Origin of the sequence: Microbacterium sp. NPDC056569 (assembly GCF_042793475.1) — a bacterium.
GTDB lineage: Bacteria > Actinomycetota > Actinomycetes > Actinomycetales > Microbacteriaceae > Microbacterium.
The window spans coordinates 110,859-130,028 of the sequence record NZ_JBHTUV010000001.1 but is presented as its reverse complement, the minus strand read 5'-3'; the positions used below and the strand labels follow the sequence as shown (position 1 = coordinate 130,028).

Here is a 19,170-nt window from a genome sequence, read left to right as displayed (position 1 = left end):
GCATCCACTATCACGTATGCTTGATCTTTGGTGCGTTGCGCCTGTATTGGCGTGTCGCCGCACCGAATCCCATCCACCGCAGATCGACCGGTCTGCACAAGTGTTAGCGAGCGTATGGCGAAGAAAGACGGTGTCATCGAGATCGAGGGCGTCGTGTCCGAGGCGCTGCCCAACGCGATGTTCCGCGTTGAGCTGAGCAACGGCCACAAGGTCCTCGCGACGATCTCCGGCAAGATGCGGCAGAACTACATCCGCATCATCCCCGAGGACCGTGTCGTCGTGGAGCTGTCGCCCTACGACCTCACCCGCGGGCGCATCGTCTACCGCTACCGCTAGGCCGGTCGAGAAGTAACACCCCACGCTCCGGCGTGCCCGGTGAAGACAGCGAAGAGAAGAAATCATGAAGGTCAACCCCTCCGTCAAGCCCATCTGCGACCACTGCAAGGTCATCCGCCGCCACGGCCGCGTCATGGTGATCTGCAAGAGCAACCCGCGTCACAAGCAGCGCCAGGGCTGACATCAGGTCTGGACGGATGCTGCGGGCCGCAGCATCCGTCATCCCACAACTGAACACGACGACAGGCAGCGTCAGAACCTCTCCGGAGGGGACACCTCGGGCTGGGGGCCCGGGCACCGACTCTGCTCCACACCTCCACCAACTCCCAGGAGAATCGCATGGCACGTCTTGCCGGCGTTGACATCCCGCGCGACAAGCGCGTGGTGATCGCCCTCACGTACATCTACGGCGTCGGCCGTACCCGCTCGAACGAGATCCTCGCCGCGACGGAGATCGACGAGAACATCCGCGTCAAGGACCTCAGCGACGACCAGCTCATCGCACTCCGCGACTACATCGAAGGCAACTACAAGGTCGAGGGTGACCTCCGTCGTGAGGTTGCCGCCGACATCCGCCGCAAGGTCGAGATCGGTTCCTACGAGGGCCTGCGCCACCGCCGCGGCCTCCCGGTGCGCGGCCAGCGCACGAAGACGAACGCGCGCACCCGCAAGGGCCCGAAGCGCACCGTCGCCGGCAAGAAGAAGGCGCGCTAAGGCGCGGCCCCCAGGGTTTAGGAGAGCAGAGCAATGGCACAGGCCAAGTCCGCCGCGCGCAAGCCGCGCCGCAAGGAGAAGAAGAACATCGCGCTGGGCCAGGCCCACATCAAGTCGACGTTCAACAACACGATCGTCTCGATCACCGACCCGTCGGGCGCCGTCATCAGCTGGGCGTCGTCGGGTGGCGTGGGCTTCAAGGGCTCGCGCAAGTCGACGCCGTACGCTGCCGGCATGGCCGCGGAGTCCGCTGCCCGCCAGGCGCAGGAGCACGGCGTCAAGAAGGTCGACGTCTTCGTGAAGGGTCCGGGCTCGGGCCGCGAGACCGCGATCCGTTCGCTCACGGCCGCCGGCCTCGAGGTCGGCTCGATCCAGGACGTGACGCCGCAGGCCCACAACGGCTGCCGTCCGCCCAAGCGCCGCCGCGTCTGACATCCCGTAAGCCGGGGCACCATTCGCCGGTGCCCCGGCTCCGGCACGTTTCCCACGGATGCCGCGACCGCTCGCCCGCGCGTCGGTCGAAGCATCCCGAGCAAAACTCAACACCTCACCCACCGCACGTGTCATATAGCGGGCACGTGATCGAAAGGAACACATAGTGCTCATCGCACAGCGTCCCACTCTGACCGAGGAGAAGATCGGGGAGTTCCGCAGCCGTTTCGTCATCGAGCCGCTGGAGCCCGGCTTCGGTTACACGATCGGCAACGCGCTGCGTCGCAGCCTCCTGTCGTCCATCCCCGGCGCAGCCGTGACGTCGATCCGCATCGACGGCGTCCTCCACGAGTTCAGCACCATTCCCGGTGTCAAGGAGGATGTCACCGAGATCATCCTCAACATCAAGCAGCTGGTCGTCTCCAGCGAGCGCGACGAGCCCATCACCGCTTACCTGCGCAAGACCGGCGCCGGTGAGGTCACCGCCGCCGACATCTCGGCGCCGGCCGGTGTCGAGGTGCACAACCCCGAGCTGGTCATCGCGACGCTCAACGACACCGCCAAGTTCGAGCTCGAGCTCACCATCGAGCGCGGCCGCGGCTACGTCTCGGCGACGCAGAACCGCAACGAGTACGCCGAGGCCGGCCAGATCCCGGTCGACTCGATCTACTCGCCCGTGCTCAAGGTGTCGTACCGCGTCGACGCGACGCGTGCCGGTGAGCGCACCGACTTCGACAAGCTCGTGCTGGACGTCGAGACCAAGTCCTCGATCGCCCCGCGCGACGCCGTCGCTTCGGCCGGCCGCACGCTGACCGAGCTCTTCGGCCTGGCCCGCGAGCTCAACGTCGAGGCCGAGGGCATCGAGATCGGCCCGGCGCCGGTCGAGACGGTCCTCTCGAACGAGCTGTCGATGCCGATCGAGGACCTCGACCTCTCGGTGCGTTCGTACAACTGCCTCAAGCGCGAGGGCATCAACACCGTGTCGGAGCTCGTCGCCCTCTCGGAGACGCAGCTCATGAACATCCGCAACTTCGGTCAGAAGTCGGTCGACGAGGTGCGCGACAAGCTCGTCTCGCTCGGCCTGTCGCTGAAGGACTCGGTCCCCGGGTTCGACGGCGCGCACTTCTACGGCGGCTACGACGACGAGACCGTGTGATCGGATGCCTCGTGCCGAGGCATCCGTATCCCCCTGACCGAATTTCATCCTGGAGTAACTGAGAATGCCCAAGCCCACCAAGGGTCCCCGCCTCGGAGGCGGCCCCGCCCACGAGCGCCTGCTGCTTGCGAACCTGGCCGCCGCGCTGTTCACCCACAAGTCGATCAAGACGACCGAGACCAAGGCCAAGCGTCTGCGTCCGCTCGCCGAGCGTCTCATCACGTTCGCGAAGCGCGGCGACCTGCACGCGCGTCGTCGCGTGCTCTCGGTCATCGGTGACAAGGAAGTCGTGCACGTCCTGTTCACCGAGATCGCTCCGCTGGTCGCGGACCGTGACGGCGGCTACACCCGCATCACCAAGGTCGGCAACCGCAAGGGCGACAACGCGCCCATGGCCGTCATCGAGCTCGTCCTCGAGCCCGTGACGAAGAAGCCGTCGGCCAAGAAGGCTGCCGCGGCGTCGGCTGCTCCGGCCGCCGACGAGGCTCCCGCCGAGGAGACCGCCGCCGAGGAGACCCCCGCCACCGACGAGGCCGCCGACGCCGGCGCCGAGTCGCAGGAGGAGGGCGCCGCCGCCGAGGCCGCTGCCGAGGACGCCGTCGAGGCCCCCGCTGAGGAGAAGTCCGAGTAATCGGATCCCGCCGGGCGCAGCAGCCCGGCACCCCTTGCACCGCGAGGCCCGTCACCCACTGGGTGACGGGCCTCGCTGCGTTCGCCCGCGTGTGCGTCGGGGCTCAGGGGGTGAGGTCGGTGCTGAGGATCTCGGCGAGGCGGGCGGCGCGGTCGGCGGCGTCGGCGCGGCGCTCGTCGGCGAGCTCGTCGACGGCGGCTGCCACGGTGTCGGCGAAGATGCGGCCGCCGGCGGCGCCGGGATGGATCCTGTCGCCGGCGAGCAGGTCCTCGTGGGGCGCGATGGCGCCCGACCAGTCGGCGACGATGACGTTGCGGTGGTCGTCGGCGAACGCGGTGAGCTCGGCGTTGACCCCGGGGATCCAGTCGCGCGGCGCGTAGGCGTTCACGAGCACGAGGCCCCGCTTCGGGCCGACGGTGTCGGCGAGGTCCTCGAGCGACGAGGGGTCGACCGCACCGTTCGTGCCGAGTGCGACCACGACGTACGGTCGCAGGCGACCGCTCGCGTCGAGTTCGTCGACGATCTCGGGTCCGGCCCACATCGAGCGCGACACCTCGGCGTCGACCTCGATGCCCGGGAGGCGCTCCACGAGCCCGCCGGCCGCCGCCAGCATGACGGAGTCGCCGACGGCGCTGATCTGGTCGCCCGTGATGCCGGAGGGCGCCGGGGTGGCAGCATCCGTCGCCGAAGGATCGGGGTCGAGCGGCGTGGGGGATTCGCGCAGCGCCTTCTCGTAGGCCGCACGGCCCGCCTCGACGGCGGCCTCGGCGCTGGTCTGGTCGGGCGACACCGCGATCGCCGCGCCGGCGCCCGTGAGCACGAGCGCGCCGGCGAGCGCGACGCCGACGGTGCGCAGCCGGGCGCGGGGTCCACCCTGCAGCCGGGCGGTGAGTGCGCGCGCCGAGGCGCGGAACCCGAGCCGGCGGACCGGCGTCTCGATGTAGCGGAACGACAGAGCGGATGCTGCAGCCGTCGCCGCGAGGACTCCGAGGCCGACCCAGACCGGCGCCGTGGCGACGGTCGCGTCGGGCGCGAACGCCCCGACCGCGAGCACCAGCAGCGGCCAGTGCCACAGGTAGATGCCGTAGGAGCGGTCGCCGATCCAGCGCATCGGCCGCACGTCGATCCCGCGCCCGAACCAGGAGCCCGGCCACACGCCCGCGACGATCGCGACGGCGCTGAGCAGGCTCGCCGCGAGGAGCGCCCCGGGGAACGTCATCGCCGATGTGCTCTGCGGCACGGCGGCGAGGGCGGCGAGCCCGACGAGAGCGAGCATGCCCGCGGTCCCGGTGACATGTCGCGCGGCGGGTGAGTCCATCCAGCGCCGGCGCCCGTCGAACGCCCTCGCCAGCAGGAACGCCAGGCCCACGCCGAGCAGCAGTCCGAACGCGTGCGTGTCGGTGCCGAAGTAGGCACGCGTGACGTCACCGCCGCCCGCGACGACGGCGCCCATCCAGGCGGCCGACGCCGCCGCCAGCGCGAAGGCCGCCGTCGTGCGCGCCCACGCGCGCGGCAGCAGCAGGAACAGCGGGAAGATGAGCGGCCAGAGCAGGTAGAACTGCTCCTCGACCGCGAGCGACCAGAAGTTGCGGAAGAGCTCGGGCGTGGCGGCGGCGAAGTACCCGCCGCCTCCCGCGACCGAGATCCAGTTGTAGCTGAACGTCGCGGCGCCCAGCACCTGGGCGTCGAGGTCGACGAGCACGTCCCCGCCGACCAGCCAGGCGAGCGCCGAGCAGACCACGACCACGACCGCGAGGGCGGGCAGGAGCCGCCGCGCGCGCCGCTGCCAGAACCGGCCGAGCGCGACGCGTCCGGTCGAGACGTGCTCCCGCAGCAGCAGGCTGGTGATGAGGAACCCGCTGATCACGAAGAAGACGTCGACCCCGACGAAGCCGCCCGGCAGCAGTGCCGGCGGGAACAGGTGGTAGACGACCACGAGCATCACCGCGATCGCGCGCATGCCGTCGAGCCCGGCGAAACGGGTGTCCGGCCCGGCGAAGCGGGCGGGCAGGCGTGGGGAGGGCGCAGTCGACGTCATGGGTTCTCGCGAGCGGCGGAGGGGGAGACGGCAATTGTACGGGGCGCGTCTGGGCGTATCACGGCGCGCGGTCGCGACTCTTTGCCAGAGGCAGGCCGAGCGCTACTCTTGGCCCCAACCTCGGCGGGCCGGGGTCATTGGGGATGCTTCCAGCGCCGCTGCACGTGATCGAACGGCGGCGTACGAGGGGAGAGCGCGTGTCCGGATCGGGGACGCCAGGGGCGACACCCGCGCATTGGGTGGGCACGCCACGCGTCCGCACGCGCGCCGGACTGTCGATCTACTCGATCCTGCTCATCATGCTGCTGTCGGTGAGCGTGCTGTCGAGCATCGTCGTCGGCATCATCGGGTACGTCAACGGCACCGAGGCGCTGCGCGCGATCGCGTACGAGAAGCTCGTCGAGATCCGTGAGAACCGTGCCCGCGAGGTGTCGCAGCTGTTCCGGTCCATCGAGAACTCGGTGCGGCTGTCGGCGCTCAACGACACGAGCAAGACGGCCGTTCGCGCCTTCAGCGAGGGCTTCGCCGAGCTGAACGCGCAGGAGGTGGAGGCCGCAGCATCCGCCGCGGTCGACACCTACTATCGCGACGCCTTCGCCGCCGACCTCGAGGCCGCGACCGGAGAGGACGTCGACGGCTCGGCGTTCGCGCCGCGTGACGCGGCCGAGACGTACCTGCAGTACCACTACGTGATCCCGTACGACACGTGGGAGGACGCCATCGTCGCCGATGACGCGGGTGACGGCAGCGCGTGGTCGGCGGCGCACGCGAAGTACCACGACTACTACCGGGCGATGACCGAGCTGCAGGAGTACGAGGACGTGCTCATGCTCGACACCCAGGGCAACGTCGTCTACACCGCGTACAAGGGCGTCGACCTCGGCACGAACCTCTTCGACGGGCCGTACCGGCTGTCGAACCTCGCCGTCGCGTACCGCGAGGCGATGGACCGCAACATCGTCGGCGACGTCGTGCTCGCCGACTTCGCGTCGTACGGCCCGAGTCTCGGCGCACCGGCCGGCTGGGCCGTGGTGCCGATCGCCGACGACGGCGAGGTGCTCGGCGCGCTCGCGATCGAGCTGCCCATCGAGCGCATCGACGACGTCATGACCGTCGCGGGCGAGTGGGAGCTCAACGGCCTCGGCGCGACCGGCGAGACGTACCTCGTGGGTGCCGACGGAACCATGCGGTCGGTCTCGCGGGCGCTGCTCGACGACGCCGACACGTACGAGACGGATGCTGTGGCCGCAGGTCTCGCGCCGGCCGCGGCCGCGCTCGCCGTGAACAACGGCAACACCCTGCTCAACCAGGCGATCGCGGGCACTGCGGTGACCCGCGCGCTGGCCGGCGACTCGGGCACGCTGCTCGAGAGCGACTACCTCGGCCGCCCGAGCCTCACCGCGTACGCGCCCCTCGAGGTCGACGGGCTCGACTGGGTCATCGTCGCGCAGGAGACCGAGCAGGAGGCGATGGTGCCCGTCGAGGACTTCACGCGCAACCTCATCCTGTCGACCGCCGCCATGATCATCTTCGTCTGCGTGCTGTCGCTCGTGCTCGCGCAGGTGTTCGTGCGGCCGCTGCGCCGCCTCAAGACCGCCGCCCAGCGCATCGCCGGGGGCGACGAGGGCGTTCAGGTCGACGCCGGCTCGAGCGACGAGCTCGCCGACGTCGCGAATGCGTTCAACGACATGAGCCGGAGCCTGCAGGTGAAGTCGCACCTCATCGCGCAGCAGGAGAAGGCGAACGAGGACCTCATCCTGTCGTTCATGCCCGAGGGCATGGCGAGCCGCTACAAGCTCGGCGACGACGCGATCACCCAGGACAGCGACGACGTCACCGTCGTGTTCGCCGACGTCGTCGGCTTCGAGGCGCTCGCCCTGTCGATGTCGTCCGACGACGCGGTCGCGCGCCTCAACGACCTCATCCGGGCGTTCGACGAGGCCGCGGAGCGGCACGGCGTCGAGCGGGTGCGCACCACGCGGCAGAGCTACCTCGCCAGCTGCGGGCTCGCGACGCCGCGCGTCGACAACGCGCGCCGCGCGGTCGAGTTCGCGCTCGAGCTCGACACGATCCTCGAGCGCTACTCGACCCAGCAGGGCGTGTCGCTGACGCTCCGGGCGGGCCTCGACTCGGGCAAGGTGACGAGCGGACTCATCGGTCGCGCGCGGGTCGTGTACGACATGTGGGGGGATGCGGTGAACCTGGCGTTCCGCGTGCAGGGCGACTCCGACGAGCCGGGCATCTACATCACGCAGCGCGTGGCGGAGCGCCTGCCCGACTCGATCACGGTGCTGCCCGCCGGAGAGATCGAGACGCAGTCGGGCGGCCAGCGCGTCTGGAAGGTGGAGGCCCCGGCGATCGTCGTGGCCGAGGGGTGAGGCATCCGTGGCCGACATCGTCTCGCAGCCGTGGTTCTGGCCCGCCGTCGTCGTCTCGGTGGGCCTGCCGGTCGCGCTCATCGGGCTGACGGAGTTCCACAACGCGCTCGCCCGCCGCGGCAGCCGCGCGGCGCCGATCGTGCTCATGGTGCGCAATTACCTCGTGCCGGTCGCCGGCATCCTCGTGCTGCTCAGCCAGCCCGGCGCGTGGGAGGGGTCGGGCACGTGGCCGAAGGTCGTGTGGACGATCTTCGGGCTGCTGGTGATCGTCGTCACGATCAACGCCGTCAACCACCTGGTCTTCCACCGCGCCGAGAAGGGGTCGTGGCGGGACCGCTTCCCGACGATCTTCAGCGACCTCATCCGGTTCGTGTTCATCATCCTCGGCATCGCGGCGGTGTTCTGGTGGGTGTGGGACGCCGACGTCGCCGGCGTGTTCGCCGCCCTCGGCATCACCTCGATCGTGGTCGGCCTCGCGCTGCAGAACGCGGTGGGGTCGATCGTGTCGGGCCTCTTCCTCGTGTTCGAGGCGCCGTTCGAGCTCGGCGACTGGATCGAGACCGGCGGCACGCGCGGGCAGATCGTCGAGGTCAACTGGCGCGCGGTGCACCTCGAGACCGGCAACGGCACGGTCGTCATCCCGACGGCCGAGCTCGCGGGCGGGTCGTTCGTGAACCTGTCGCGCAACCCCGAGCCGTATGCCGCGACCCTGGAGGTGGAGTTCGGCAGCGACGACCCGCCCGGGCGCGTGCGCGAGATGCTCGTCGCCGTGGCCCGCGACATCCCGCTGCTGTCGCCGGGCTCCGAGCCGTCGGCGACGACGCTGGGCGGGTCGCGGTACGAGGTCGCGATCCCGCTGCGCACGCCCGGCGACCGCGCCGACGCGCTCGACGCCTTCGCGACGCGCGTCTGGTACGCGGCGCGGCGCGCCGACCTGCACCTCGACGGCGACCTCACCGACGACTGGCGCACGTCCGCCCGCCTGCAGGACGCGCTGCGGCAGATCGCGCCGGCCCTGAGCCTTGCGCCGGGCGAGGCGGAGGCGCTCGCCTCGCACGCCCGGTTGGAGCGCTACTGCGCGGGGGAGTCGCTGCTGCGACCCGGCAATGTGCCCGTGGAGACGCGATTCATCCTGGCCGGCTCGGTCGTGCTCGGCATCCCGACCGAGGACGAGGGCTTCGTGCAGGTGGGGGTGCTGGCGGCGGGGGACGCCGTGGGCCTCACCGCGCTGTCGCGCACGCCGACCATCTCGCGCGCCCTCGCCACGAGCGAGGTCGATGTCGTGGTGGTGCCGGTGGCCGCGCTCGACGACATCGTGCGCGCTCACCCCGTCGTGGCGCGCGAGATCGTCCGCGAGAGCGAGAATCGGCTCCGCCTGGCCGGCGCCGCGCTCGCCGCCGCCGGCGGGTCGCTGCCCCGCGGCCGGTACATCGTCGGCTGAAGCCGTGGGCTCGTCCTGGCGCGATCTGCGCGCTTCACGCGAGCGCCGCCGCGTGTTCGTCTCCGACGAGATGCTCTCAGAACCTCAATGAACTTCCGACTCACACGACTCGCTTGTCTGGGTGTTCGGGCTCGTGTGAGTCGGAAGTTCATGGGGCGCTGGGGAGCGGCGCGGTTGTGTGAGTCGGAAGTTCATGGGGCGCTGGGGAGCGGCGCGGTTGTGTGAGTCGGAAGTTCGTCGGGCGCTGGGGGAGCGCCGCGGTTGTGTGAGTCGGAAGTTCATCGGCGTTTTCGGCTCGATCCCGCCGCCGAATAGGCTGGAGCCCGTGCGGATCCGCCTCGACATCGCCTACGACGGCACGCATTTCCGCGGGTGGGCGCGCCAGCCCGGGCTGCGCACCGTGCAGGAGACGCTCGAAGCCTCGCTCGCCCGTGTGCTCGGCGGCGATCCGCGCCTCGTGGTCGCCGGGCGCACCGATGCCGGCGTGCACGCCACCGGCCAGGTCGCGCACGTCGACCTCGACGACAGCCAGCAGCAGCGCATGCTCGCGCGGCACGCGCGACCGGCCGCGGGCATCCCCACCGCCGACGACCGCGCCGCCGCGCTCGCCGCGCGCATGACGGGGGTGGTCGGCGCCTACTCCGACGTCGCGGTGACGCACTCGCGCGTGGCTCCTGCCGGCTTCGACGCGCGCTTCTCGGCCGTGTGGCGCCGTTACGAGTACCGCATCGGCGACACCGTGACCGGCTACGACCCGCTCGAGCGCCATCGCACCACGACGGTGCGGGCGGCCCTCGATGCGGAGGCGATGGATGCTGCCGCCCGCGCGCTCATCGGACTCCACGACTTCGCCGCATACTGCAAGCCGCGCGAAGAGGCCACCACGATCCGCACGCTGCTCGAGTTCGACTGGCACCGCGACGACCTGGGCGTGCTGGTCGCGAACGTCAAGGCCGACGCGTTCTGCCACAGCATGGTGCGGGCACTGGTCGGCGGCTGTGTCGCCGTCGGCGAGGGGCGGCTCGATGTCGAGGACGTCGTCGACATCCGCGACGCGCAGGAGCGCGTGCCCGAGGTGAAGGTGCTCGCCGCACGCGGGCTCACGCTCACCGAGGTCGGCTATCCGGCGGACGACCTGCTCGCCGGGCGCGCCGAGCAGACCCGCGCACGGCGCGACCGCGAGTGACCGCGGCTCACGCGACCGGCTCCGCCCGCTCCCATCGGTGCCCCCCGGCGTCCTGCGCCTGCACCATCGCCGCCTGCGCGGCGGCTGTGAGCGGCCCGAGTTCGTAGCCGGCGTCGGCCACCTTCGCCCACCCCACGCTCGCGGAGAACTCGACGGCGAGGGGTTGATCGGCGGTGACGGTGGAGACGCGGTCCAGGAGGTCGCGGATGCAGTCCCGGACGACGCCGTCCGGGCGCGAGACGAGCACCACGTAGCCGTAGGGGCCGTCCTGACCGATGTCCGACTCGACCGGGAACGACGCCCGGACATCGGAGCGGAAGCGCGCGAGGATGCGGCGGAATGCCACTTCGCCACCGGCGATCCGCAGCGCTTCGGTGTCGTCGAGCGACACCGACAGCAGGGACCAGCCCGCCTCGCCGGACTCGCGGGCACGGAGCAGGCGATCGGTGGCCGTCCGTTCGAACGGGTCGGTCGTCTCCTCGACGCCCATGCCAGCGGGACTGCGCGCGACCGACAGCAGCGTCACGATCGCGCACGTCAGGTAGGCGATCTGCCCGAGCGCCTTCAGATCGGGCAGGGCCGGGTCGACGGGAGACGAAGCCAGCGCCACTCCCGACGCGATGATGCTCGCGACGGCGATGACGGGGAGGATCGCCGACGCGATGGTGAGGGGCAGAAGCCTGCCGCCACCGTGCTCGGGCCTGCGCATGAGTTCGGCGACGGAGAGAGCGGCCATGGTCGCGGATGCCAGATACAGCAGCGAGAAGACGAGCGAGTGGAAAGTGGTGCCATCCGTCGCCACGTATGCGGCCCCGGACAGCGCCCCCTGCACCGGCCCCAGCCACGGCAGGCACCTCTTCCCACGATCCGCGCGCAGTCCCGACCACACCAGCGCGGGAGCGCCCAAGGCGAACCCCGCGGCCGCGTCCCCCAGCAGATGGATCGACGCCGCGCCTGCCACGACTGTGCCGTAGGCGGAGAGGGTGACCTGCACGAACATCAGCGACCAGAGCAGCGATGCGAGGCGTGGTCGGTAGAGGAAGCCGAGCCCGATCATGATCATCGACATCAGCGTCGCCAGGGCGGCGAGCACGACGGCGTCGTCGAGGGCGGAAAAGGTCATATGGCCTCCGAAGGCATGCGCAGGGTGACGGTGGTGCCCGTACCCGGTTCGCTGGAGATGTCGATGGTGCCGCCGTGGGCGTCGACCACGTCCTGCACGATCCGCAGGCCGATCCCGGTGCCGGGGATGCCGCTGTCGAGCGCCGCCGACGACCGGAAGTAGTGCTCGAATACGCGGGGGAGGTCGACACTAGGGATGCCGATGCCCGTGTCGACGACCGAGATCACGATGTCGGTGCCGTCACGGCGCCCCGAGACCCTCACCGTTCCTCCGGCCGAGGTGTACTTGACCGCGTTGCCGATCACGTTGTCGAGCATCTGGCGCAGGCGGAACGCATCGCCCCACATCCGCAGCGCCGGACCCGGCGCGAGCGACAGCGACACCACGCGGTCTGCGGCGTTCGCGGCGTACGACTCCACGGATGCCTCCAGGACGGTCCGAAGGTCGGTGACGGCACGGGCGTCCCGCTCGGGGCGCTGCGCACTCTCGGGGGCGGCCGAGAGGATCGCGCTGATGAGGCGCATCATCCGCTCGCCCGACTCCTCGATGATCGCCAGGCGGTCGCGGACGTCCTGCTCGAGACCTTCGCGCTCGAGCAGACGGTCGGTGTGCCCGAGGATACCGGTCAGCGGGTTGCGCAGCTCGTGGGAGACGACGGCGGCCAGTTCGTCGCGCCGACGGGCGGCCGCGAGCACGGCGGTGACATCTTCCGCGATGACGACGGTGCTCGGCTCCTCGCCGGGGCGAGGCTCCTGACGGCGGCTCGTGATCGACAGAGCATGCCACCGTCCGTCTGGATCGAACAGCCACACCCGCTCCGCGTCGAGCTCTTCCCCTCGGGCGGCCCGCGCGTACGTCCGCACGCTCTCACGCAGCGCCGTGCCGCGAAGCCTGTCGTACTCGACGGAGTGCGCCGGCTGGTGGGGGTCGACCTCGTCCAGGGCGTAGAGCTCGCGATAGGCGGTGTTCGACGAGATCAGCTCCCCGGACTCGCCGATCCGTGCGATCGCGATGTGCACCCCGTCCAGCGTCTCGCTCACGCGACGCTGCTCGACCGACACCGTGTCGAGCGTGTGGTGGATGCGCCGGGCCTGCCTGCGCAGGAGCGTCCGGTACGCCCGGCCCTGGCGAGCGGTGGCATGCACGGTGATGCCGACGAAGGCGAGCGCGAGCACGACGATCAGCACCCGCAGGCCGCTCGCCGGCGTCGTCTCGTTGACGAGCACCTCGATGAGGGCGATGACGGCCACTGCTGCCAGCCCGAGGGCGAGCTGGGCCAGGCTGAACAGCGCCGCGAGCCAGGCGATCGGGAAGACCCACAGATGCGACAGCCGCAGCTCCGTGCTGAACGTCAGCAGGCCGACCCAGAGGATGTCGAGGTAGGGGAGTGCGGTGATGACCGACTCCGGCAGACGATGCCACGGGAGCACGAGCGTGACCACGGTCGTGATGATCACACCCGCCGCGCCGGCCAGCACGGACGGGATGACGAGCACGTCGGGTTCGATGAGGGCGACGACGACGATGATGATCGCGACGACCGCGGCGAACGCGAGCTGCCAGATCCACACCGTGCGGACGCGGCTGTCGGCCTCGCGCGGATCGTAGACGGGATCTGCGGCGGCGATCAGACCGATCGACGAGTGCGTCGTGCCCACGGCGGGACCTAGTCGGCGACGCCCGGCGTGAGGCGATAGCCCACACCGCGCACCGTCTCGATGTAGCGCGGGTTCGTCGGATCCTCATCGAGCTTGCGGCGCAGCTTGGCGATGTGCGTCTCGATCGTGCGCATCTCGACGTCGGTCACCTCCGACGACGCATCGGCCGGCTCACCCCTCGACACCCGCACCAGCTCCTCCTTGGTGCGGACCCGGCGGCCGGTCGTCAGCAGCGCGCCCAGCAGGTCGAACTCGGTGCGTGTGAGTCCCAGCTCCACTCCGCCTCGCTCCGCGATCCTGGTGGCGGGGTCGACCATGAGATCGTCATGGTGCAACGGCCCGTCGGTGTGCGCCGGCGACGCCTGCGCGGTGCCGGAAGCGACGGCGGGGGTGGTCTTCGCCCGGCGCAGCACCGCATCGATCCTTGCGCGGAACTCGCGCGCGCGGAACGGCTTGGCGACGAAGTCGTCGGCCCCCGACGAGAGCGCCAGCACGGCATCCGCCTCATCGGTCAGCGCCGACACCACGATGATGTGGGTGCCGCTGCGGTCGCGGATGCGGCGCGTCGTCTCGAGCCCGTCGATCCCCGGCATGTTGATGTCGACCGTCGTGATGAGCGGTGCGTGCTCCGCCACGGCGTCGATGCCCTCGGCACCCGAGACCGCGCCGAACGCACGGAATCCCGCCGACTCGAAGATGTCGACCAGCAGGTCGCGCACGACGTCGTCGTCCTCGATGACCACAGCCGTCGCCGTCACGGCCTCGCCGTCCATGTGCTCTCCTCGAATCGCGCTTGCCCGAATTGTTCCACACGCGGTCGCCGGTCGCCTCGTAGACTGACCGGACGCGTCGGGCGGGACAGACTTCGGGGGTCACATGCGCATCGTTCACCGTGTTTCGGGCATCGTGCTGACCGGCGCGATCGCTCTCACGCTCGCCGGGTGCGGCCCGGCGCCCTGGGAGCAGGCGGCGGGCGGCAGCACCCCGACCCCGACATCGAGCTCCGTGCCGACGCCCGTGCCCAACGATCTGTCGGGCGGGGCGACACAGCGCCAGCTGACCGCGGGCGCCGTGACCGCCACGATCGACTACTGGTCGACGCTCGCGATGGACAAATGGACGGCCGAGGCGATCAAGCCCGTCAGCCTCTCGCTCATGACGACGGTGACTCCGGACGACGGCCAGAAGGTGTACCTGCAGCGCGCGACGATGACGGCCGTGCCCGCGACACCCACGGGTGTGCTCGACGCGCTCGAGCCGCAGGTCGATGCCGCGACGGTGAGCCCCGGCTACCTCGTGCTGGATCCCTACAGCTACTCGCAGACGTTCAACGTCGGTCCGGTGCCGGCCGAGGCGACGCACGTCACGCTGCAGTTCGCCTACGACTTCCTGGTGCAGACGACGCCGACGTCGAGCGAGTACGCGAAGCAGACCGCCACGGACACGGTCACGGTAGCTCTGACTGACTGATCAGGCGGTTCACGATGGTGGCGCTGACGCGCTCCCATCGATCGCCGCCCTTGCCGCTCGCGACCCGAGCCGCCTCGCGCCCGGTGTATACGAGGGTGTCGAGGTCGTACCCGAGCACCGACACGGGTGCCCAGCCGGCGCTCGCCGTCGGCCGGATCGGCAGCGCGCCGTGCACGTCGAGCAGCGTGACCCGCTCGAGCGTCGCGCGCAGCAGGTCGCGCACGACGGCGTCGGGCCGTGGCACCAGCACGACGACCGCGCCCGCCGCGGGTGAGCCGACGTCGGACTCGGCGGGGAAGGCAGCCCGCACCTCGTCTTCGAGCCGCTCCGACAGGGTCGCGAAGGCGGCCGCGCCCGCGGTCTGCCGGATGTCGGCCGCGTCGTCGAGCCCGAGGTAGATGACCGACCACGGCTCGGAGGTCCGCTGCGCCCGCAGCAGCCGGTCGCCGGCGGTCCGCTCGAACTGCTGCCAGGCCGTCGAGACGCCCGCGGTGCGCCCCAGCCCGCTGTCCCGCGCGGTGGTGCCGACCACGGCGATCAGCGCGCAGGCCACGTACACCAGCATCCCGACCGATGAGATCAGCCGGACGAGCTCGAAGTCGTCGCCGCCCGACGGCGGGAAGACGAAGCCCGCGATCAACGTGCCCAGGCCCGTGACGAAGAACGCGATCGACACGATCACGAGCGGCAGCAGCAGGCGGTCGCTCCGGCGCGCCGCGGCTCGCGCCCAGTCGAGCACGAACAGACCCGCGAACACGGATGCCGCGAAGAAGACCGTGCGGTACGCCACCGTGAACCACACCATGTCGTCGACGATCGCCAGCGACAGCGCCGATCCGGCGGCCAGGAGCGCACCCGCCCAGACGTGCGGTCGCAGCCCCCACGCGGCGCGGAATCCCGACCACAGGAACGCGGGGGCGCCCATCAGCGCGCCGAGCGAGGCGCGGCGGAGCGGCTCGATGCCGGCGATGTCGGCCGCGACGACGCCGTACGTCGCCAGCATCGCGAGGGTGAAGGCGATGCTCCAGGAGAGCGTGTGGAGCCCGGGCCGCACGAGGAACGCGATGCCGATGGTGAGCATCGTCGCGAGCGTGGTGATCACCGCCTGCGCGATGCCGAGGTCGACGCCGGATCCGGCGATGAGGTCGGTCATGCTCGCCCTTCTGTGTCGCGCCGGTTCCCCGGCTGCGGTCCCGAGCGTGCCTCCGGCCGCGCAGCCGGGTCCCCGCCCAGGTCGCCGGCCAGCGGGAGGCGGATCGTGACGGTCGTGCCCTCGCCGGCCGCACTGTCGATCGAGAGCGTGCCGCCGTGGGCGAGCACGATGTCGTTGCTGATGCCGAGCCCGAGGCCGGTGCCGCCTGACTTCTGCTTGGCCTCCTCGGTGCGGAAGTACGGCGTGAGGATGTGGGGCAGGTCGTCCGCCGCGATGCCGATGCCGGTGTCGGCGACGGACAGCACGACGCCGCCGTGCTCCACGACGCCGGTGATGCGTACCCGCCCGTCGCGCGGCGTGTACTTGATGGCGTTGCTCACGACGTTGTCGACGACCTGCCGCAGCCGGAACCCGTCGGCGGTGATCGGCAGCGACTCGTCCGCCCGGACGTCGACCGAGATGTCGGCCGCCGCAGCCGTCGAGCGGAACGAGGCGACCGACTCGAGCAGGATCTGGCGCAGGTCGATGTCGTCGACCTCGTCGCGACCGGAGAATCCGCGCCGGGAGGTCGTGACCAGGCTCTCGGTCATCGTGAGCATGCGGTCGCTCGCCGCCACGATCGACTCGAACCGCTCGCGCGTGCGCGGAGTGAGCTCGTCGAGCTCGAGGGCGAGCTCGGCGTTTCCGATCATCACCGTGAGCGGGTGCTTGAGCTCGTGCGACGCCATCGCGGTGAACCGCTCCCGCTCGCGCTGCGCGTACGTGAGCGCGGTCACGTCATGGACGAGGAGAAGGATGCTGCCTCCTTCGTCTCCGCCGGCCGCGAGGCGCTTGGCGGTCACCGAGAGGGCGCGCCACTCGCCCTCCGACGTGAACAGCCACACCGAGGCATCCGTGAAGGTCTCGCCGCGTGCGGCACGCGCGAAGGGGCGTTCGGAGTACGGCACCGGCATGCCGCGCAGCCCGGTGTACTCGACGGAGCGGGCGGGCAGTGTCGGGTCGAGCGGGTCGAGACCGTACAGCCGCGAGTACGCGTCGTTGACGGCCAGGACGCTGCCGTCGTCCGAGATGCGGGCGATGCCGGTGTCGACGCCGTTGAGGATCTCGCTGGTGCGGCGCTCCTGGTCGGCGCGGCGCGTGTACGTCGCGGTGAGGCGATCCGCCTGCCGCTTGAGCAGGCGGCGCAGCGACCGGGTACGGCGAAGCGCCAGGTGCGCGGTGATCCCGATGAAGGTCAGCGACAGCAGCACGACGAAGGCGCGCAGCGCGGCGATGGTGCCCGTCGAGATCGCCGATTCGAACAGGAGGATCAGCCCGATGGTCGCGAGCAGGGCAGCGAGCGCGGTCGCCCGGAAGTGCATCGCGACCCACATCACGGGGAAGCCCCACAGGTAGCCGAGGCGCAGCTCCATGCCGCTCGACATCAGGCCGATGGCGAGCGCGTCGGCGAAGGGGATCACGAGGACCGCCGCCGCGGGCAGGCGTGCCCACGGCAGGGCCAGGGTCGCGAGCGTGAGCACGACCACCGCGAGCGTGCCGAGCAGGAAGTTCCCGCGGCCGAAGATTTCGGGTTGCAGCGTCATCACGAGGATCGCGGTGATCAGCACGCTCGCCGCCAGCACGAGCTGCGTCAGCCAGATCGAACGGGTGCGGCCGTCGGGGGCGCCCACGACGAACGTGGATCGTGCAGCCCCGGTAGCCATACGCCGATTCTATTGACCAGGCCATCCGGCATTTCGGCGCCGAGCCGACGGCCGGCGAACGCCCTCTTGCGGATGCCTTGCGCAAACCTTGCGGTTGCGCTCTGAATCTCTCGGAGGGGCCTTGCGGTCGGTGGGAGAAGCTCTTCCTGTGCCGGAGACGCCGGCCGCGAGAATCCGAAAGGCGACGAACGTGACCGACATCGTCCCCCTCACCCGCAGCCGTCGGGCGCACCACAGCGACGCGACCGCTGCGCTGGAGGACGTCGCGACCGTCGCCTCTCACGGCCTCGCCGACGACTTCGAGGCGGTCCTCGACGACACGTCGGTCCATCGCTCGACGATCGGCTGCGTCATCCCGGCGTACAACGAGGAGGAGTCGATCGCCCAGGTGATCGAAGGGCTGCTCGCGCAGACCCGCGTGCCGGACGTCATCCACGTCGTCGTCAACAACACCTCCGATGCCACGGTCAAGCTCGCGTCGCAGTACGCCGGCCCGCACGAGATCGTCACGGAGCTCGGCGAGCAGTTCACCGAGGTGTTCGTCCACGACATCGGCAGGAACCCCGACAAGAAGGTCGGTGCGCTGAACTACGGCTACACGCTCGTCGAGGGCTACGACTTCCTGCTCGGCGTCGACGGCGACACGGTCGCCGACACCAAGGCCGTGGAGTACCTGGAATCCGAGGCGACCTCCGACTCCCGCATCGGCGGCATCTCGGCGATCTACTCGATCGACGAGAAGCCGATCAAGGGCGCGATCGCGAAGTTCCTCATCACGGGGCAGCGCGCCCAGTTCGCGGCGTTCAACATGCACAACCTGCTCCGAGGCCGCAACATGGCCGTGCTGGGCGGGCAGTTCTCCATCTTCTCGACGCAGGCTCTGCGCGATGTTATGAAGGAGAACCACCAGTCGACGCCGTGGGTCAAGGACTCCGAGGTCGAGGACTCGCTTCTGTCTCTCCAGATCAAGAGCGCCGGCTACCTGACGAAGATCAGCCCGTTCGCCCGGGCCGATGTCGGCGGCATGACGACCCTCCGGGCGCTGGACGCGCAGCAGGTGAAGTGGACGTACGGCGCCATCGAGCTGATGTGGCCGGGTCAGCGCGGCGACACCAAGGGGCAGCCGTTCCACCCGAACCTGCGGGTGCGCTGGCTCGAGAACTTCGGCATGCTGACGAACCTGTTCGTGCGTGTGGCGTTCGTCGCCCTGCTCGCCGGCTCGCTGTCGCTGGGCGCGTTCGTGTTCTCGCCGTGGTGGCTGCTGCCGCCGGTCGTCGCGATCGCGCTGAACACGCGCATGGCGCTGACGATGCAGGACCGCACGGCACGCGACCTCCTCTTCGCGGTGACGCTCGTTCCCGCCGAGGTCTACATGTGGCTGCGCCTCAGCTACTTCGCCCGTTCGTGGACGCGCTTCCTGTCGCGCAAGAAGGTCGACAACTGGGCGATGCAGGCCAAAGCCGAGCGCGGCGGCGGCTTCGGCCACTGGACGCCGCTGATCGTCGTGATCGCCGTGGTGGTCACGATGGCGGTGATCTGGTCGATGCTCGGCCCGATGGTGCAGTCCACGATCCTCTGGATCGGCTGGCCGATCGTCGGCGTCGTGACGGTGCTGCAGACGCTGTCCATGTTCTTCAAGCTCATCCGTCGACAGCACGGATACAAGGTCTGACCCGTCACCCGAAGTCGAGTCAGAACTGGGGAAAGCGCCGGACGCTGGGGAGCACGGCGCGGGGGAGGAGGTGAGAGGG

17 protein-coding genes are annotated in these 19,170 nt (G+C 70.4%); 11 read left to right on the top strand and 6 right to left on the bottom strand.

Features of this window, described 5'->3' with window-relative positions:
- The first annotated feature begins 114 nt into the window (after positions 1–114).
- From infA to rplQ, 6 genes are all read left to right on the top strand, one after another.
- The gene (gene infA / locus ACFQ7C_RS00530; protein WP_018171468.1) at positions 115–336 is read left to right on the top strand and encodes a translation initiation factor IF-1; all 222 of its coding nucleotides are present in this window, start codon (positions 115–117) and stop codon (positions 334–336) included.
- A gap of 64 nt (positions 337–400) precedes the next feature.
- Entirely contained in the window at positions 401–517 is a 117-nt protein-coding gene (rpmJ, locus tag ACFQ7C_RS00525) for a 50S ribosomal protein L36 (protein WP_005050492.1), read from the top strand.
- Between the two features lie 158 nt (positions 518–675).
- The gene (gene rpsM / locus ACFQ7C_RS00520; protein WP_045301516.1) at positions 676–1,050 is read left to right on the top strand and encodes a 30S ribosomal protein S13; all 375 of its coding nucleotides are present in this window, start codon (positions 676–678) and stop codon (positions 1,048–1,050) included.
- 33 nt (positions 1,051–1,083) lie between these two features.
- Positions 1,084–1,482: a 30S ribosomal protein S11 gene (gene rpsK, locus ACFQ7C_RS00515; RefSeq protein ID WP_018171470.1), complete on the top strand. Its 399-nt coding sequence runs from the start codon at positions 1,084–1,086 to the stop codon at positions 1,480–1,482.
- 166 nt (positions 1,483–1,648) lie between these two features.
- Entirely contained in the window at positions 1,649–2,638 is a 990-nt protein-coding gene (locus ACFQ7C_RS00510; RefSeq protein WP_116194480.1) for a DNA-directed RNA polymerase subunit alpha, read from the top strand.
- Positions 2,639–2,702: 64 nt separating this feature from the next.
- Positions 2,703–3,269, top strand: coding sequence for a 50S ribosomal protein L17 (rplQ, locus tag ACFQ7C_RS00505; RefSeq protein WP_378896516.1), 567 nt, complete (start codon positions 2,703–2,705; stop codon positions 3,267–3,269).
- A 103-nt stretch (positions 3,270–3,372) separates the two neighbouring features.
- On the opposite strand, the gene ACFQ7C_RS00500 is transcribed toward rplQ, so the two are convergent.
- Positions 3,373–5,307 (bottom strand): acyltransferase family protein, encoded by a 1,935-nt coding sequence (locus ACFQ7C_RS00500; protein WP_378896513.1) that lies wholly within the window; start codon positions 5,305–5,307, stop codon positions 3,373–3,375.
- A gap of 239 nt (positions 5,308–5,546) precedes the next feature.
- On the opposite strand from ACFQ7C_RS00500, the gene ACFQ7C_RS00495 reads away from it, so the two are divergent.
- The 3 genes from ACFQ7C_RS00495 to truA all read left to right on the top strand — a co-directional run bounded on the left by ACFQ7C_RS00495 (position 5,547) and on the right by truA (position 10,312).
- Positions 5,547–7,685, top strand: coding sequence for an adenylate/guanylate cyclase domain-containing protein (locus ACFQ7C_RS00495; protein ID WP_378896511.1), 2,139 nt, complete (start codon positions 5,547–5,549; stop codon positions 7,683–7,685).
- A gap of 7 nt (positions 7,686–7,692) precedes the next feature.
- Complete coding sequence (locus tag ACFQ7C_RS00490; RefSeq protein ID WP_378896508.1) at positions 7,693–9,126, top strand: mechanosensitive ion channel domain-containing protein; 1,434 nt, start codon at positions 7,693–7,695, stop codon at positions 9,124–9,126.
- A 325-nt stretch (positions 9,127–9,451) separates the two neighbouring features.
- A complete protein-coding gene (gene truA / locus ACFQ7C_RS00485; protein ID WP_378896506.1) occupies positions 9,452–10,312 on the top strand; it encodes a tRNA pseudouridine(38-40) synthase TruA in 861 nt (286 codons plus the stop codon).
- A 7-nt stretch (positions 10,313–10,319) separates the two neighbouring features.
- Here the strand turns inward: truA and ACFQ7C_RS00480 are convergent, their stop codons facing one another.
- From ACFQ7C_RS00480 to ACFQ7C_RS00470, 3 genes are read right to left on the bottom strand one after another with little or no spacing between them, the layout of a single operon-like run.
- Positions 10,320–11,435, bottom strand: coding sequence for a hypothetical protein (locus ACFQ7C_RS00480; protein ID WP_378896504.1), 1,116 nt, complete (start codon positions 11,433–11,435; stop codon positions 10,320–10,322).
- Positions 11,432–13,093, bottom strand: coding sequence for a sensor histidine kinase (locus tag ACFQ7C_RS00475; RefSeq protein WP_378896501.1), 1,662 nt, complete (start codon positions 13,091–13,093; stop codon positions 11,432–11,434). The genes ACFQ7C_RS00480 and ACFQ7C_RS00475 overlap by 4 nt, the downstream gene beginning before the upstream one ends.
- 8 nt (positions 13,094–13,101) lie before the next feature.
- Positions 13,102–13,866 (bottom strand): response regulator transcription factor, encoded by a 765-nt coding sequence (locus tag ACFQ7C_RS00470; RefSeq protein ID WP_378896498.1) that lies wholly within the window; start codon positions 13,864–13,866, stop codon positions 13,102–13,104.
- A gap of 103 nt (positions 13,867–13,969) precedes the next feature.
- On the opposite strand from ACFQ7C_RS00470, the gene ACFQ7C_RS00465 reads away from it, so the two are divergent.
- Positions 13,970–14,563 carry a hypothetical protein gene (locus tag ACFQ7C_RS00465; protein WP_378896495.1) on the top strand — a complete coding sequence of 198 codons (594 nt, stop codon included), beginning with the start codon at positions 13,970–13,972 and terminating at the stop codon, positions 14,561–14,563.
- Here the strand turns inward: ACFQ7C_RS00465 and ACFQ7C_RS00460 are convergent.
- Positions 14,541–15,716 (bottom strand): hypothetical protein, encoded by a 1,176-nt coding sequence (locus tag ACFQ7C_RS00460; RefSeq protein ID WP_378896492.1) that lies wholly within the window; start codon positions 15,714–15,716, stop codon positions 14,541–14,543. The two genes, ACFQ7C_RS00465 and ACFQ7C_RS00460, sit on opposite strands and share 23 nt — an antisense overlap.
- Positions 15,713–17,419 (bottom strand): sensor histidine kinase, encoded by a 1,707-nt coding sequence (locus ACFQ7C_RS00455; RefSeq protein ID WP_378896490.1) that lies wholly within the window; start codon positions 17,417–17,419, stop codon positions 15,713–15,715. The genes ACFQ7C_RS00460 and ACFQ7C_RS00455 overlap by 4 nt, the downstream gene beginning before the upstream one ends.
- A gap of 190 nt (positions 17,420–17,609) precedes the next feature.
- On the opposite strand from ACFQ7C_RS00455, the gene ACFQ7C_RS00450 reads away from it, so the two are divergent.
- Positions 17,610–19,091, top strand: coding sequence for a glycosyltransferase family 2 protein (locus tag ACFQ7C_RS00450; protein WP_378896487.1), 1,482 nt, complete (start codon positions 17,610–17,612; stop codon positions 19,089–19,091).
- The last annotated feature ends 79 nt before the right edge of the window (positions 19,092–19,170 follow it).

Excerpts from the sequence above, each read along its gene's own strand:
- infA (WP_018171468.1), top strand. The coding sequence starts at position 115 with ATGGCGAAGAAAGACGGTGTCATCGAGATCGAGGGCGTCGTGTCCGAG.
- rpmJ (WP_005050492.1), top strand. The coding sequence starts at position 401 with ATGAAGGTCAACCCCTCCGTCAAGCCCATCTGCGACCACTGCAAGGTC.
- rpsM (WP_045301516.1), top strand. The coding sequence starts at position 676 with ATGGCACGTCTTGCCGGCGTTGACATCCCGCGCGACAAGCGCGTGGTG.
- rpsK (WP_018171470.1), top strand. The coding sequence starts at position 1,084 with ATGGCACAGGCCAAGTCCGCCGCGCGCAAGCCGCGCCGCAAGGAGAAG.
- rplQ (WP_378896516.1), top strand. The coding sequence starts at position 2,703 with ATGCCCAAGCCCACCAAGGGTCCCCGCCTCGGAGGCGGCCCCGCCCAC.
- ACFQ7C_RS00500 (WP_378896513.1), bottom strand. The coding sequence starts at position 5,307 with ATGACGTCGACTGCGCCCTCCCCACGCCTGCCCGCCCGCTTCGCCGGG.
- ACFQ7C_RS00480 (WP_378896504.1), bottom strand. The coding sequence starts at position 11,435 with ATGACCTTTTCCGCCCTCGACGACGCCGTCGTGCTCGCCGCCCTGGCG.
- ACFQ7C_RS00470 (WP_378896498.1), bottom strand. The coding sequence starts at position 13,866 with ATGGACGGCGAGGCCGTGACGGCGACGGCTGTGGTCATCGAGGACGAC.
- ACFQ7C_RS00465 (WP_378896495.1), top strand. The coding sequence starts at position 13,970 with ATGCGCATCGTTCACCGTGTTTCGGGCATCGTGCTGACCGGCGCGATC.
- ACFQ7C_RS00460 (WP_378896492.1), bottom strand. The coding sequence starts at position 15,716 with ATGACCGACCTCATCGCCGGATCCGGCGTCGACCTCGGCATCGCGCAG.
- ACFQ7C_RS00455 (WP_378896490.1), bottom strand. The coding sequence starts at position 17,419 with ATGGCTACCGGGGCTGCACGATCCACGTTCGTCGTGGGCGCCCCCGAC.